Annotated in this window: 15 protein-coding genes; 4 read left to right on the forward strand and 11 right to left on the reverse strand. The window is 65.6% G+C overall.

Annotated elements, in window-relative coordinates; genetic code table 11:
* Positions 1-257: 257 nt before the first annotated feature.
* The 3 genes from OM977_RS17060 (at position 258) to OM977_RS17070 (ending at position 2,765) form a co-directional block, all read left to right on the forward strand.
* Positions 258-1,382, forward strand: a complete 1,125-nt coding sequence (locus OM977_RS17060; protein WP_264355073.1) for a phosphotransferase family protein — start codon at positions 258-260, stop codon at positions 1,380-1,382.
* A 263-nt stretch (positions 1,383-1,645) separates the two neighbouring features.
* Positions 1,646-1,849, forward strand: coding sequence for a hypothetical protein (locus tag OM977_RS17065; protein WP_264355074.1), 204 nt, complete (start codon positions 1,646-1,648; stop codon positions 1,847-1,849).
* A gap of 67 nt (positions 1,850-1,916) precedes the next feature.
* Positions 1,917-2,765, forward strand: a complete 849-nt coding sequence (locus OM977_RS17070) for an HAD-IIB family hydrolase (protein WP_264355075.1) — start codon at positions 1,917-1,919, stop codon at positions 2,763-2,765.
* A gap of 16 nt (positions 2,766-2,781) precedes the next feature.
* Here OM977_RS17070 and OM977_RS17075 read toward each other — a convergent pair whose 3' ends face one another.
* Both OM977_RS17075 and OM977_RS17080 read right to left on the reverse strand, forming a co-directional pair.
* The gene (locus OM977_RS17075) at positions 2,782-4,047 is read right to left on the reverse strand and encodes an RNA polymerase sigma factor (protein WP_264355076.1); all 1,266 of its coding nucleotides are present in this window, start codon (positions 4,045-4,047) and stop codon (positions 2,782-2,784) included.
* A gap of 22 nt (positions 4,048-4,069) precedes the next feature.
* Entirely contained in the window at positions 4,070-4,489 is a 420-nt protein-coding gene (locus OM977_RS17080) for a YciI family protein (RefSeq protein ID WP_264355077.1), read from the reverse strand.
* A 143-nt stretch (positions 4,490-4,632) separates the two neighbouring features.
* Here OM977_RS17080 and OM977_RS17085 point away from each other — a divergent pair, with 143 nt between their 5' ends.
* A complete protein-coding gene (locus tag OM977_RS17085; protein ID WP_264355078.1) occupies positions 4,633-5,865 on the forward strand; it encodes an NYN domain-containing protein in 1,233 nt (410 codons plus the stop codon).
* A gap of 187 nt (positions 5,866-6,052) precedes the next feature.
* Here the strand turns inward: OM977_RS17085 and OM977_RS17090 are convergent, their stop codons facing one another.
* The 9 genes from OM977_RS17090 to gcvT form a co-directional block, all read right to left on the reverse strand.
* Positions 6,053-6,223 carry a hypothetical protein gene (locus OM977_RS17090; protein WP_264355079.1) on the reverse strand — a complete coding sequence of 57 codons (171 nt, stop codon included), beginning with the start codon at positions 6,221-6,223 and terminating at the stop codon, positions 6,053-6,055.
* Between the two features lie 53 nt (positions 6,224-6,276).
* A complete protein-coding gene (purU, locus tag OM977_RS17095) occupies positions 6,277-7,182 on the reverse strand; it encodes a formyltetrahydrofolate deformylase (RefSeq protein WP_264355080.1) in 906 nt (301 codons plus the stop codon).
* Entirely contained in the window at positions 7,179-8,645 is a 1,467-nt protein-coding gene (gene cycA, locus OM977_RS17100; protein WP_264355081.1) for a D-serine/D-alanine/glycine transporter, read from the reverse strand. Before cycA ends, purU begins: the two co-directional genes overlap by 4 nt.
* The gene (locus tag OM977_RS17105; protein WP_264355082.1) at positions 8,635-9,486 is read right to left on the reverse strand and encodes a methylenetetrahydrofolate reductase; all 852 of its coding nucleotides are present in this window, start codon (positions 9,484-9,486) and stop codon (positions 8,635-8,637) included. The genes cycA and OM977_RS17105 overlap by 11 nt, the downstream gene beginning before the upstream one ends.
* A gap of 32 nt (positions 9,487-9,518) precedes the next feature.
* Positions 9,519-10,526, reverse strand: coding sequence for a lipoyl synthase (lipA, locus tag OM977_RS17110; protein WP_264355083.1), 1,008 nt, complete (start codon positions 10,524-10,526; stop codon positions 9,519-9,521).
* Positions 10,527-10,540: 14 nt separating this feature from the next.
* Positions 10,541-11,938: an L-serine ammonia-lyase gene (locus OM977_RS17115; protein WP_264355084.1), complete on the reverse strand. Its 1,398-nt coding sequence runs from the start codon at positions 11,936-11,938 to the stop codon at positions 10,541-10,543.
* Between the two features lie 115 nt (positions 11,939-12,053).
* Positions 12,054-13,391 carry a serine hydroxymethyltransferase gene (gene glyA, locus OM977_RS17120; RefSeq protein WP_270103042.1) on the reverse strand — a complete coding sequence of 446 codons (1,338 nt, stop codon included), beginning with the start codon at positions 13,389-13,391 and terminating at the stop codon, positions 12,054-12,056.
* Positions 13,388-13,771 carry a glycine cleavage system protein GcvH gene (gcvH, locus tag OM977_RS17125; RefSeq protein WP_264355085.1) on the reverse strand — a complete coding sequence of 128 codons (384 nt, stop codon included), beginning with the start codon at positions 13,769-13,771 and terminating at the stop codon, positions 13,388-13,390. Before gcvH ends, glyA begins: the two co-directional genes overlap by 4 nt.
* A 237-nt stretch (positions 13,772-14,008) precedes the next feature.
* The gene (gcvT, locus tag OM977_RS17130) at positions 14,009-15,145 is read right to left on the reverse strand and encodes a glycine cleavage system aminomethyltransferase GcvT (protein WP_264355086.1); all 1,137 of its coding nucleotides are present in this window, start codon (positions 15,143-15,145) and stop codon (positions 14,009-14,011) included.
* Between the last annotated feature and the right edge of the window lie 8 nt (positions 15,146-15,153).

Consider the following 15,153-nt stretch of genomic DNA (forward strand, 5'->3'; position numbering starts at 1 on the left):
GCCCCCACTCGGTCCGCGGGATTTCGTTCATGAGGTTTCTTTCATGAACCCTTAATCGGTGCCTCATTCTTGACCGCCATGCTTGGAATACGATCCGGCGTGCGCCGGTAGAGCTTGCCGGGTTGAGGACCGCGGTGACCATGGATGGACTGAGCTTGGCTGCGTGCCGGGCACCGAAGGAACGGGACACTGAGATCCCGGCACTCCGTTGCGCGGCGCCACTCGCTGAAACATCCGCAGGGTCTTGAGCTGATCGCATGGACTGGCCCTCCCCCGTCCCGCTCTCCGCCGACGACGAAGCCGGCACAACCTGGCAGGTCCGCCGGGCGTGGCCGGTACCGACGCCTGGAGACTACGCCCTGGAGGTCCTGACGCCGGGAGAACCCGGGGTCCGGGGAGCCCGCCTGCGCCAGGGGCGCTTCAACCTCATCCCGCCGGACGCTCCGAAACTGCCCGCCCTGCGGGCGGAAGCGCAAAAGGGTGAAGTCATTTCGTATCGGCCCTACCGCCAGGCTGTGGTCCGCGCGACGGACCGTTACATCAAGGTCTTCCAACCCCTTCGTGCCGTCGTCCCCGCAGAACGGTGCGCCCAAGTGGATATCCTGCTGGATCCCGGCACCTTCACCACCCCCAGAATCCTTTCTCGCAGCTCCGACGTCATCGTTTTCAGCTCCATCCCCGGACTGACCCTGTCGGAGCTGGGCCGGAACGGAGCCGGAGTCAGCGACGAAATGTTTGCCGGTGAGTGGGAGAAATGGTCGCGCGCCTGGATCGCGCAACAGCATGGCCGGTATGGCCGCGTCGGGCAAAGCGTCGTGGAGAGTCTTCCGCTCCGTTCACCGGAGGTGGAGTCAGCGAACGTATGGCGACGGGTCAACGGTTGGCTGCTTCACAATGAAAACGTCCCGGAATTGGCGCCCCAGGGCAACGCCTTGCGCGCCGCAGCGGAGCACGTGTCCATAAACCTGCTTCGGACGGCGCCGGATCCGCTGGTCTGGGCCCACGGAGACCTTCACGCCAAGCAGATCATCGCCACTGACGGGCCGTCCCCCGGGTTATTGGACTTCGACAGTACGGCCAGGGCCGAGGCTGCCCGCGATCTGGCCGGCCTCGACGTGCACCTGGAGTTGGACCTTCGTCAGGGCCAGATGACACCCGCCCGATACCTGACCGCTCACACGCAGGTGCTGGCCGTTGCCGAAGAACTGCAGGTAACTCCCGGCCGGTTCCACGCCTACGCTGACGCCCTCTGGCTCCGGGTGGCATCTTCTCCCTTACCCGGGCGCTTCTCCCTGGCCATGGCCGCACTCGAGGACAGCCTGCTGCGCTCCTCCGGGCCCGCTGTGATGAGTCTCACTAGCCATAATCGCCATCTGGCTTGAGCCCTGAACACCGCACTGTGCACTATGGAAAGGCACGGCGGGAAGCACTGAATCCCTGCTGGCAGCCCTGAATACCACTCCGAACGCGCAACGCACGAAGTGGTCAGAGGCAAAGTTATACCCATCCTGGTGGACGCAATGAGGCCAAACCGGTGAGCTCGCAGAGCTGCCCAAATGACTCAGGCGTCCCTGGTTTGGCTTACGGCGGCTCCGCATCGGTGCGGCAGCCTGACATCCGGATCGAAGAATGGAAGCACTGAACAATGACGTTTGACACTGCCAACTCTGTAACCCACAAGCTGTGGGACCGCTCCAACATGCACAACGAACTGGATGCCCTGGTCCACGACCTCTCGGTCCGGCACAACACCCCCAAGAGCAGCATCGCGGTCCACGCCAGCGGGCCGAACACCTTCACGCTCAGCGTGAACCACGGCGAAGCCAACCTTGAGACCGTCAACCTGTAGCAGCACAAGACGAACGACGGCGGGAGTCACCTCCTCCCGCCGTCGCCGTTGCGTATGATGCGCGAACATGAACACAACGCCGAGCACCACTGGAACTATCCGGGCTGTCTTCCTTGACGTGGACGGGACGTACGCAGACTACGGCGTCGTCCCCGACGGCCATGTGCGCGCTGTACGGGCGGCACGGGAAGCGGGCCACCGGGTCCTGCTCTGCACCGGGCGTCCCGTGTCGATGCTGCCCGACAGTATCCTCGCAGCGGGCTTCGACGGCCTTGTAGCCAGTGCCGGCGCCTACGTGGAGGTGGCCGGGACCGTGCTCGTGGACCGACGCTTCCCCGCAGAGCTAGCGGCGAGAACGGTCGCGGCGCTCGACGCGCACGACGCCGTGTATGTCCTGGAAGCACAGGAGGCGCTGCACGTTCCGCCGGCGGCGCTGGAGCGTCTACGCGCCATCCTCGACGCGCATTTCAGGCAGGCGCCAGAATGCCCGGTCGGTTCTTCGGCCATCCTCGACGCCGTGCACCCCACCGCGAAGCGCGCGGCCGTGCCCTTCGCCAAGGTCTCCGTGTTCGACTCCCCAGTAGCCATGGAGTGCCTGGTCCGGGACATCGGCGGGGGCATCGCCGTCGTCGCTAATTCGGTTGCCGACGAGGGCCGGCATGCGGGGGAACTGTACCAGCGCGGGATCAGCAAGGCGGACGGCGTCGCGGCGGTCATCGCCCACTTGGGCATCGCCCGCGAGAACACCGTTGCCGTGGGCGACGGCGCCAACGACCTTGAGATGATCGCCTACGCAGGCGTCGGCATCGCCATCGAGGGCTCCTCCCCCGAGGTCTTGGCGGTAGCGGACCGCACCGCTGCCCGTCCACGCCAGGAGGGGCTCGTTGCCGCCTTCGCCGAACTCGGCCTCTACTAATCCGGACCCTGACTTTTTAGGCTCCAAGCCGTCCTCTAGCGAGCTCGTCGATCTTTCGTTCCAGCGCCGCACGTTCGGCCGCGTTGGTGCACAGCGCGACAGCCTGCTGCAGGGCGGCCTGCGCCTCCCCGCGCCTGCCGAGCCTGGTCAGCATCTCGCCCCTGACCGCTGGCAGAAGGTGCGAGCCGTTGAGCTCGCCGCGGGACGCGATCGCGTCTACGATTCCCAGCCCGGCGGCCGGGCCCGATGCCATGGCCACCGCCACGGCGCGGTTCAGCTCGACGATCGACGACGGCGCCAGCCTCCCCAGGGCCTCGTAGAGGAGCACGATCCGCTGCCAGTCCGTTTCCGCCACGGAGCGGGCAACCGCGTGGCATTCGGCGATGGAGGCCTGCAGCCCGTAAGCGCCGAGGCCCCGGCCGGCAGCCACTGCCCTCGCCAGCGCAGCGCGACCGCGCCGGATGGCCGACCGGTCCCATAGCCGCCGGTCCTGGTCCGCGAGGAGGACCGGCCACCCGGTGGAATCGAGCCTCGCCGGGAAGCGCGCCGCGGTCAGCTCCATCAGGGCCAGCAAACTGAACACCTCGGGTTCGGGCGCCAGCCGCGTGAGCATTCGGGCCAAGCGGCGCGCTTCGCCGGCCAGGTCCGTGCGCATCCAGGAGTTCCCGCCGGACGCGAAGGATCCCTCCGTGAAGATCAGGTACACGACTTGAAGCACGGAGCCCAGCCGTTCAGGCACTTCCCGCGTTTCCGGCACGGCGAACGGAACGTGGGCGGCGGCCAAGGTCTTCTTGGCCCGGGTGATGCGGGCCTGGATGGTAGGCACCGGAACCAGGAACGCCTTTGCGATCTCGTCGGTGCCCATGCCGCCCACCACGCGCAGCGTCAACGCGATCCGCGATTCCTTGGACAACACCGGATGACAGGAGATGAACATCAGGGCCAGGACGTCATCGTCGATCGCTTCTGGGTCGAACAGGGAATCCGCGCCCGGCTCCTCCCCCGAGAGGTCCCGGGCCAGCAGGGCGTATTTTCCGTCCCGGGCGGCCCGCCGCCGGAAGGTGTCCACCGCGCGGCGCCGGCCGGTGGTCAGCAGCCAGCCCACCGGTTCGGCGGGGATGCCATTCACCGACCAGGACACGAGAGCCTCCGCCAGCGCCTCCTGTGCCAGGTCTTCGGCCAGGGGAAAGTCGCCCGTATAGCGGGCAAGGGCGCCGACGATACGGGCGGCCTCTATGCGCCACACCGCTTCGACGGCGGCCCTTGCGTCCGTGCTGCTCACTGCTGTTTCCGGGCCGGCCGGTTCAGAGCTGCCCGGTCTCCTCGCGCCAGGCTCGTTCCTTCTGGATCCATTCGTTGTCCTGTGGGAACTCGTCGATGGAGGGTACGCGGCGGATCTCGGTCTTGGTGCCCGCCGTCATGGGAGCCCGCTTGGCCCACTCGATGGCTTCCTGCTTGGATGCGACATCGAGGATGTAGTAGCCGGCGAATAGTTCCTTGGTCTCTCCATAGGGACCGTCGGTGACCACCGGGGTTTCGCCGGTAAAGTCCACCACAACGCCCTCCTTCGGATCATCCAGGCCCTCTGCCGCCAGCAGGACACCGGCGCGGATCAATTCGTCATTGAATTTGCCCATGGTTTCGAGGATTTCGTTGAAGTCGGCCTTCTCAAGGTTGGCGTACGACTCGTCGGTTCCGCGCATGATCAACATGTACTTTGCCATTTCAATCTCCTAGTTTTGGAAGGTCGCCCTTCGACCTTCTCACCCCTAGGTCGAACAGCGCGAGGGTAAATCGACACGGCCGGGTAAAAAGTCGATGGCGTCTTTCTTTAGCGAGTAGGCGGCGATGCTGGCACACTGGGCCAATGAATGAGGCGCTCCCACCCTCCCGAAGGCCCGGCATCCGCGCCGCCATGTTTGTTGACTTCGACAATGTATTCACGGGCCTGCAGGCTCTGGATCCACTGGCGGCGAAGAGGTTTGCCGAAGACCCCAAGCATTGGGCCGACGCGTTGTCAGCCGGCAGTTCCGGAGAGGACGCCCGCCGCTTCCTGATCCGAAACTGCTACCTGAACCCGGTGGTGTACTCGAAGTACCGGACCTATTGGACCCGGGCCGGGTTCCGCGTGATCGATTGCCCGTCGCTGACGCAACGGGGAAAGAGCAGCACGGACATCAACCTGGTGCTGGATGCAATGGACGCACTCTCCGGCGGCGGTGGCATCGACGAGTTCTTCATCGCCTCGGCCGACGCCGACTTCACGTCCCTGATACAGCGGTTCCGGGCCGCTGACCGGATGACCACTGTCATCGCCGCCGGTGCCGTGGCCTTCGCGTACCGGGAGATGGCGGATCATGTGGTGGAGTCCCACGACTTCGTCGCGATCCTCAACGGCACAACGGTGGAACCCATCCATGCTGTGGCGCCCCGGAAGCAGCAGCTCGTTCCAGCCGCAGCGAAGTCGACCAGCACAGCAGCCTCGCCCGCGGTCCCTGAAGTCTTGGACTTCGTCCGGAACGCTCCGGGACCGGTTGTGGGCGCGATGGTGGCCCACCGGGCCCTGACGGCCGACCCGTCCCTAAAGACAGACTGGGGTGGCTGCGGAAAGTTTGGGACCTGGGTGGCCCAGGTTGGCCAGGGCATCGAATATTCCCCAGGACAGGGCGGCTGGGTCTGGGACGCGAGGAGGTTCTCGAGCGAGGATCTTCCTGCGCCGGCTGACCGGCAGCCCGGCATCGAGGAGCAAGTCACCCGAGTGACGGATGTGCCAGCACTCTCCGCAGCCCAGTTCCGGCAGATGTTCCTGGCCATGGCGGCCAGGCTTCGTGAGCCGCTCAACCGCACCGAACTGTCCCGGCTGGTAAGGGACGACTGCGTCAGCGCAAACCAGCCGGTCTCCCGCAACGCCGTGAACTTTGTCCTTCAAGGCCTCGCCTACGTCAATTTTCAGCTCAACGACGAGGCGACCGCAGCCACTCTGGCAGCAGCCTGGACCGCGAACGTAGAAGAACTATGCCGCGTGGCACTGCTGGAGTTCGACGCCGCCGAGAAGCTCGCGGTGCGGCGCTGGGCCAGCGGCGGACTGCTGGAGACCTGACAACAGGGAAACGGACGGCGGCGGGAACTCCGCCGACGTCCGCTTGCGTTTTCACTACCCGAAGGGCACCGCCTGAGAGACGGTGACTGTCATCAGAATAAAAAACGCGACGGTGACCGCCCATGTTTCCAGGCGCAACCGCAGGTGGGCCTGTTTCCGGTTCAGATCGCGCCTGCGCCTTTGCCCGCTACGCAATGATCTCCACCTGCACATAGTCCTCCCTGTGGAACATCCGCCGTTCCCGCCACCCGTCCAGGACAACCCAGACGATTGCACCGTCGGGTGTGGTGCCGTCCACGACGCCGGAGCCGATGGGACGCCCATCCTGCGAGAGTCGCACCGGCTGCCCGGCGGGCAAGGCGTTCCATGGCACTCGGCGCCAAGGTGATCCCTTTGTCGATTTCATGAGCGCTATCGCAGGATGACGGTGCGGTTGCCGAGCAGCAGGATCCTGCCCTCACAATGCCAGCGGACGGCGTTGCGGAGGGCCGCGCATTCGGCGTCCCGGCCCACGGCCACGAGGTCATCGGCGGTGTACGTGTGGTCCACCTCGATAACCTGTTGCGCAATGATCGGGCCCTCATCGAGTTCGGCGTTGACGTAGTGCGCCGTGGCGCCCACCGTTTTGACGCCGCGGTCATAGGCCTGGTGGTAGGGCTTCGCACCCTTGAAGCTGGGCAGGAAGGAGTGGTGGATGTTGATGGTCCGCCCTGCAAGCTTGGCCGACAGTTCGTCACTGAGCACTTGCATATAGCGGGCCAGGACCACGAGTTCCACATCCAGTGCGTCCACAATCTCCAGGAGCCTGGCCTCGGCCTCCGGCTTGGTGTCCTTCGAGACCGGCAGGTGGAAGAACGGGATGCCGTGCCACTGGACCAGGCCCTCCTGTTCGCGGTGGTTGGACACCACCGCGACGATCTGCACCGGGATGTCGCCGGTGCGTGCCCGGAACAGCAGGTCGTTGAGGCAGTGGCCCATCTTGGACACCATCACCAGGACGCGGCGCTTGCGGCCATGCGGCTCCAACTGCCAGCTCATCTGCCACTTTTCCGCCACAGGCGTGAAGTCCCGGCGCAGGCCTTCGGTGCTGGACTTCTGCACCGAGGAGAAGTGGACGCGCATAAAGAAGTGCCCGTGCCCCTTGTCCCCGTACTGCTTGATGTCCAGGATGTCGCAGCCGTGGTCGAACAGGAATCCTGAGATATCCCGGACGATGCCAGGTGACTCGGCACAGTCGACGGTCAGAACATGCTCAACCACGTCTGCAGCGTCCTGCGGCGTGGTGTCAGGGCTCTTCAGGGTCTGTGCTTCGCTCATTTCTGCACCTTTTCGAACTCTTGAGCGGTGGAAGATTCCTCTTCCTGGGCGAGATCGGCCTGGAACGCCGCGTAACGGGCCAGGTGTGCAGGGCGTCGGCGCAGCACCAGCCAGGCGGCGCCGAGCAGGATGAACCAGGCCGGTGTGACCAGGAGCGCCGCCAGAGTGTCCGGCTGTGTGGTCAGCGCCCACAGGACGAAGGCGAAGAACGCGAAGACCAGCCAGACCATGGGCTTGCCACCGGGCATCCGGTATTTGGAGGTCTCGTGCAGGTGCGGGCGGCGCCTGCGGAAGGCCAGGTAGCTGGCAAGGATGATGGACCACACGAACACGAAGCAGACGGCGGACACGGTGGTCACCATGTCGAACGCCTTGCCGATGTCCTGGCCCGCGTACATCAGCACCACGCCGGAGAGCAGGAGGACGCAGGACAGGAACAGGGCGTTTTGCGGAACCTTGCGTCGTGACAGGGCGCCGAAGACGGTCGGCGCGTCGCCCTCCTGGGCCAGCCCGTACACCATGCGTGACGTGGAGTAGATGCCGGAGTTGGCCGATGACATGGCCGAGCTGAGTACCACCAGGTTCACCACGGTGGCTGCGGCGCCCAGGCCCGCCAGGGAGAACATTGCGATGAACGGGCTGTGGCCGGCCTGGAACTGGGTCCAGGGGGTGACGGACATGAGGATAATGAGGGCGCCCACGTAGAAGAGCAGCACGCGGATGGGGATGGAGTTGATGGCCTTGGGCAGGTTTTTCTCCGGGTCCTTGGCCTCGGCGGCCGTGGTGCCAACCAGTTCAATGCCCACGAAGGCGAACACGGCGATCTGGAAGCCCGCCACAAATCCCATGAACTCGTTCGGGAAGAAGCCGCCGTGGCTCCAGAGGTTCGTGAAGGTGGCAGGGCCGGCGTCGGACTGGAACCCGGTGAAGATCATGAACATGCCCACCACGATCAGTGCCGCAATGGCGATGATCTTGATCAGCGCGAACCAGAACTCCGTCTCACCGAAGGCCTTCACGGTGGTGAGGTTCAGGAGCAGGAGGATGGCCACGGTGGCCAGCCCTGGGATCCATAGCGGGAGCCCGGGCCAGAGTTCCTTGGAGTAGCCGGCGATGGCGATGACGTCCGCGATTCCCGTGATCACCCAACAGAACCAGTAGGTCCAGCCGGTGAAGAAGCCAGCCCAGGGACCCAGGAGATCCGCGGCGAAGTCGCTGAACGATTTGTAGTTCAGGTTGCTCAGCAGCAATTCGCCCATGGCCCGCATCACGAAGAACAGCATGAAGCCAATGATCATGTAGACGAAGATGACGGAGGGCCCGGCCGCGGAGATGGTTTTGCCCGACCCCATGAACAGGCCCGTTCCGATCGCGCCGCCAATGGCGATCAGCTGGATGTGCCGGTTGCTGAGCTGCCGCTCAAGCTGCGGCTCCTGGTGGGAAGTTAGGGATTTAGTTGTCACGTGCTGCTCCTCGAATCAATGCGGGCTGGAGTGCTGCGGAGGTGGACGCCTGTTCTGTCCCGGCGGGAAGGGAATTGCCGGGAACCGAATCGAAGCTGTTGAAGCTGTAGAGATGGATGCCCGCGATGTGCCCTGGCTGGCTTTCCAGCCCGGACACCAGGCTCTGGGGCGAGTAGCGGTCCCCGCTGAGGAGTTTGCGGGCCAGCGGCCCCTTCCGGCTCAGGAATTTCAGGGAACTTCCGACGCCGATCTGCGTGGCCAGTGAGACTAGCCGGTTCCGCGGGACAGGTCCCGCCACCCCGGCCCAGACGGGCAGAAGGACGCCTTCGCGGTGCAGGAGCGCCGCATAATCGAGGATTTTCGATGCGGAGAAGCACATCTGCGTGACCACCTGCGTAGCCAGGTGCTGCTTGGCCAGCAGGGCGTCCAGCATTTCCACGGGGTTCACGGAGGGGTGCCCCTCCGGGTAGCCCGCGACGCCTGCCCGCATGGCGCCACCGGAGTATTGTGCGATGTCTTCCAGGAGCGGAAGGGCGTATTCGTAGGGACCGGCTGGCTGCTTCCGGTCTCCGCCGATCACGAACACTTCACCGATGCCCGCAACATCGCAGTCGCGGAGGATCCCGGTGAGATCGGCACGGCTGTGCAGGCTCCGCGCCGCGAGATGCGGGGCCACCGTGTATCCGAGCAAGCTCAGTTGCACGGCGGTGCGCATGGTCCGCTCGATGCCGTGTTGCGGCAGGCACGTCACGCTGAGCGTTGTGGTCTTCGGCACCAGCGCCACCACCTGCTCAACGATTCCCTCGGAAGGGATGATTTCAATTCTGATGGGGAACATCATTGGTCCTCTCTAGCATCAGGGTTTGGGTCTGGTCAGGCAGTGGCGGCGAGCAGTGAGCTGGCTTCCTGGCGGGTGCTGCCGGAGCTTTCGATGTGCGCGAGCTCGGCGGGGATTTCCCAGCCCTTCTTGCGCATCGCGGTGGCCCACAGCCGGCCGGCGCGGTAGGAAGACCGCACCAGCGGACCGCTCATGACGCCGAGGAAGCCGATCTCGTCGGCTTCGTGCTGCAGGTCAACGAACTCCTGCGGCTTGACCCAGCGGTCCACCGGCAGGTGCCGCTCGCTCGGGCGCAGGTACTGCGTAATCGTGATCAGGTCGCAGCCGGCCTCATGCAGGTCCCGCAGCGCCTCGGAGATTTCCTCCCGCGTTTCGCCCATGCCCAGGATCAGGTTGGACTTGGTCACCATGCCCAGCTTGCGGCCCTGCGTGATCACGTCCAGGGAGCGGTCGTAGCGGAACGCCGGCCGGATGCGCTTGAAGATCCGCGGGACGGTCTCGACGTTGTGGGCGAACACCTCGGGCTTGGAGTCGCAGATCGCCGCGATGTGCTCCGGCTTGCCGGAGAAGTCCGGGATCAGGAGTTCGACGCCGGTGCCCGGGTTGAGCTCATGGATCTTGCGGACCGTTTCGGCGTAGAGCCAGACGCCCTCGTCGGCGAGGTCGTCGCGGGCCACTCCGGTGACCGTGGCGTAGCGCAGCTGCATCGCCTGGACGGAGCGGGCCACCTTGGTGGGTTCGAACATGTCCACCGGGGAGGGCTTGCCCGTATCGATCTGGCAGAAGTCGCAGCGGCGGGTGCATTCGGACCCGCCGATCAGGAAGGTCGCTTCCTTGTCTTCCCAGCACTCGAAGATGTTGGGGCAGCCGGCCTCTTCACAGACAGTGTGGAGGCCCTCCTTCTTGACCAGGTTCTTGAGCTGCACGAACTCCGGGCCCATCTGGACCTTGGCCTTGATCCATTCCGGCTTACGTTCCACCGGTGTGGCCGCATTTCGCTGCTCGATACGCAGCATCTTCCGGCCTTCTGGTGCCAGTGTCATTTGTTCTCTTTCCTTCAGCATTCGACGACGTTGACGGCGAGGCCGCCCATGGCCGTTTCCTTGTATTTGGAGCTCATGTCCTTGCCGGTCTCGCGCATGGTCACGATGACCTCGTCCAGGGACACCCGGTGGGTTCCGTCGCCCCAGAGCGCCATCTTGGCGGCGTTGATCGCCTTCGCTGCGGCGATCGCGTTGCGTTCGATGCAGGGGATCTGCACGAGCCCGCCGATCGGGTCGCAGGTCAGTCCCAGGTTGTGCTCCATCGCAATTTCCGCGGCGTTCTCCACCTGCTGCGGGGTGCCGCCCAGAACTTCGGCCAGGCCGGCGGCGGCCATCGACGACGCCGAGCCCACCTCGCCCTGGCAGCCGACCTCGGCTCCGGAGATCGAGGCCTGTTCCTTGTAGAGCACCCCGACGGCGGCCGCGGTCAGCAGGAACTTAACCACGACGTCGTCGCGGTCCGCCTGGGTGGCCTTGTCCATCCCGGGGGCGAAGTGCAGGGCGTAATACAGCACGGCGGGAATGATGCCGGCGGCGCCGTTGGTGGGCGCGGTGACCACCCGGCCGCCGGAGGCGTTCTCCTCGTTCACGGCCAGGGCAATCAGGTTCACCCATTCCTGCCAGTACTTCGGGTCCCGGTCCTTGTCCTCCTTCATCAGGCGCTCGTGCCAGTCGGGGGCCCGGCGCCGGACCTTCAGCCCGCCCGGGAGCAGGCCTTCGCGCTTGAGGCTGACCTGGACGCAGCCCTCCATGACGGAGTAGATGTGCAGCAGGCCTTCCCGGATCTCCTCCTCGGTGTAGCTGTCTTCTTCATTGATCCGCATCACCTCGCTAACGCTCAGCGAGGTTTTCTGACAGTGTTCCAGCAGCTCGGCGGCGGTGCGGAAGGGGAACGGAAGCTCCTGCTTGGACTCGTCGAGTTCCTTGAGCGCGGCGTCCTCCTCGCCCTCGCGGACGATGAAGCCACCGCCTACGGAGAAGAACGTGGCACTGCGCAGGACTTCGCCGTCGGCGGCGAAGACGGTGAATGTCATGCCGTTGGTGTGCCGGGGCAGGATGGTGAGCGGGCGCAGCACCATGTCCTTCACGCCGTACGGCAGGGGGACGGCGCCGGCCAGCTGCAGCGTTCCGGTTTCGGCGATCGCGGCGAGCCGTGCCTCCACTTCCTCGGGCAGGATCAGCTCAGGGTGGAAGCCCTCCAGGCCAAGCAGGATCGCGGTCATGGTGCCGTGGCCGTGCCCGGTGGCGGCGAGGGAGCCGTAGAGGTCCACGCGCAGCGACGCCACCCGGTCAAGGATTCCGGAGGCCTTGAGCTCTTCGGCGAAGACTGCGGCGGCCCGCATGGGGCCCACGGTGTGCGAACTGGATGGTCCTATTCCGATGGAAAAAAGGTCAAAGACTCCAACAGCCATGGTGGGTGCCTTCCGCTGAAAAAGTGAGAATGATGGTCAATGGCTAAAGGCGGGGCCTACCGCACCGGTCCCGGCCCCCAATAAACCGGGACCGGTGCGGTAAGCCCAAACAGCGTCAGGCGAGGTTCGCGACTGAGGGGTAGAGCGGGTGGGCGGCCGCGAGGGCCTCCACCCGGGAGCGCAGGCCGGAGAGGTCCGCGCCGGCGTCGGCGGTCAGGGCCTCCGCGATGATCTCCGCGACTTCGGCAAACGCTGCCTCGCCGAAACCTCGGGTCGCCAGTGCCGGGGTGCCGATCCGCAGCCCCGAGGTGACCATCGGCGGGCGCGGATCGAACGGCACGGCGTTGCGGTTGACGGTGATGTCGATTTCCGCGAGCCGGTCCTCGGCCTGCTGGCCGTTGAGTTCGCACTCACGCAGGTCCACCAGGACCAGGTGCACGTCGGTGCCGCCGGAGATCACGTTGATCCCCTTCGCGGTCACGTCCGGCTGGATGAGCCGCTCGGCGAGGATCCGGGCCCCGGCGAGGACGCGTTCCTGCCGTTCCCTGAACTCCGGGGACGCGGCGATTTTGAACGCCACGGCCTTGCCCGCGATGACGTGCTCCAGCGGGCCGCCCTGCTGGCCGGGGAACACGGCCGAGTTGATCTTCTTGGCGATGTCCGCGTCGTTGCTCAGGATGATCCCGCCGCGCGGACCGGCGAGGGTCTTGTGCGTCGTGGACGTGGTCACGTGCGCGTGCGGCACCGGGGAGGGGTGCAGCCCGGCCGCGACCAGGCCGGCGAAGTGGGCCATGTCCACCATCAGGTAGGCGCCCACGGAGTCGGCGATCCGGCGGAACTCGGCGAAGTCCAGCTGCCGGGCGTACGCGGACCAGCCGGCCACGATCAGCCGGGGCTGGTGTTCCCGGGCCAGGCGCTCCACCTCGGCCATGTCGATCCGGTGGTCATCCTCCCGGACCTGGTACGGGATCACGTTGTAGAGCCGGCCGGAGAAGTTAATCTTCATGCCGTGGGTGAGGTGCCCGCCGTGGGCCAGGTTCAGGCCCATGATCGTGTCCCCGGGCTTGATCAGGGCGTGCATCACCGAGGCGTTGGCCTGCGCGCCGGAGTGCGGCTGCACGTTCGCGTACCCGGCGCCGAACAGGGCCTTGACCCGGTCGATCGCGAGCTGCTCGACGACGTCGACGTGCTCGCAGCCGCCGTAGTAGCGCTTGCCCGGGTAGCCCTCGGCGTACTTGTTCGTCAGCACGGAACCCTGCGCCTGCATCACGGCCCTGGCCGTGTGGTTCTCCGAGGCGATCATCTCCAGGCCCTCGCGCTGGCGGGTCAGCTCATCATCGATCTTCGCCGCGATCTCCGGATCCAGCGCCGACAGGTCCGCATCCAGGCTCGGCGAAATGACCTGCTCGAACGTTGCCGTTGCGACTGTTGTGCTGCCTGCGGCGGCGTTCACAGTTCGCCACCGTTGGCTGCTGCGTACTCTTCAGCGGACATCAGCGGGCCTTCTTCGGTCACAGCGACCTTGAACAGCCAGCCGGCACCATAGGGGTCGCTGTTGATCAGGGCGGGATCCGAAACAACTTCATCATTGATCTCCACGACCTCGCCGGTGACCGGGGCATACAGGTCCGAGACCGACTTGGTCGACTCCACCTCCCCGCACGTCTCCCCCGCGGTCACCACCGAGCCCACCTCGGGCAGGTCCACGTACACAATGTCGCCCAGGGCGTCGGCAGCCACAGCGGAGATCCCGACGCCGGTAGGCCCCGATCCGTCAACAGCAACCCACTCGTGCTCGGCGGAGTACTTCAGTTCAGCAACAACTTTTGCCATGTGTATTTCCTTCAATCTGGTGTGTGAAAAGTGATAGAGCGTCGGCTCAAACCCTGCGGAAGGTGAGAGAGCGTCGGCCCAAACCCTGCGGAAGGTGAGAGAACGACGGCCCAAACGCGCGGAAGGTGAGAGAACGACGGCCCAAACGCGCGGAAGGTGAGAGAGCGTCGGCTCAAACCCTGCGGAAGGTGAGAGAGCGTCCAGAGGGGCCGGCCCCGACGGGGCCGTTAGCAACGGCTACTTTTCGCGCTTGTAGAACGGCAGTGCGACGACTTCGAACGGCTCTGCCTTGCCGCGCAGGTCGATGTCCAGGGCGGTGCCGGGAGTTGCGTGCTCGACGTCGACGTAGGCCATCGCGATGGGGTAACCCAGGGTGGGGCTCGGCTGGCCGGATGTGACCTCGCCAACCGCGTTGCCGTCCTTGAGCACCGGGTAGTGGCCGCGGCCGGCCCGGCGCCCGAGGCCCTTGAGGCCAACGAGCTTGCGCCCGGTGGTGGCGCCGGCGCCCGCTGCCTTAAGTTCGCTCAGGGCTGCCTTGCCGATGAAGTCTGACTCCTTAGCGAGCGAGACAACCGGGCCCAAGCCTGCTGCGTAGGGGTTCCCTTCGCGGGAGAGCTCATTGCCATAAAGCGGCATACCGGCTTCGAGGCGCAGCGAGTCGCGGCAGGCCAAACCGGCGGGGATGAGGCCGTGGCCGGCACCGGTTTCCAGCAATGCCTCCCACAGGCCGGCTGCGTCCTCGTTGGGAAGGTAGATCTCGAAGCCGTCCTCGCCGGTGTAGCCGGTGCGGGCCAGCAGCAGGTCTTGTCCGTTGATCTGAACCTCAACCGCGGCGTAGTACTTGAGCTCGGTGACCAGCTCGTGCTGCTCGGCCGGGACCAGCGTCAGCAGGATGACCGCTGCGTTCGGCCCCTGGACGGCGATCAGCGAAGTCGCGTCGGAAACGTCCTCCACCGTGACATCGAATCCTCCCTCTTTGCCGGACCCGGCCCGTTCCGCCAGTGCTGCGGCGACCACCGCGGCGTTGCCGGCGTTGGGGACCACCAGGTACTTCTGCTCCTCGCGGCGGTAGGAGATCAGGTCATCGATGATGCCGCCGTCTTCCTGGCAGAATAGCGAGTACTTGGCCTTGCCCACGGCCACGGCCGACAGCTTGCCGGCGAGGGCGTAGTCCAGGAACGCGGCGGCGTCCGGGCCGGTGACCCAGACTTCGCCCATGTGGGAGAGGTCGAACAGGCCTGCGGCGTTGCGCACGGCGTGGTGTTCGGACAGCTCGGAGTTGTACTTCAGGGGCATCTGCCAGCCGCCGAAGTCGGTGAAGGAGGCGCCGGCCTTCTTGTGCTCTTCGTAGAGGGCCGTGTAGTTCTCAGTCATCAGGGGAT

The sequence above is a fragment of the Pseudarthrobacter sp. MM222 genome (assembly GCF_947090775.1).
GTDB lineage: Bacteria > Actinomycetota > Actinomycetes > Actinomycetales > Micrococcaceae > Arthrobacter.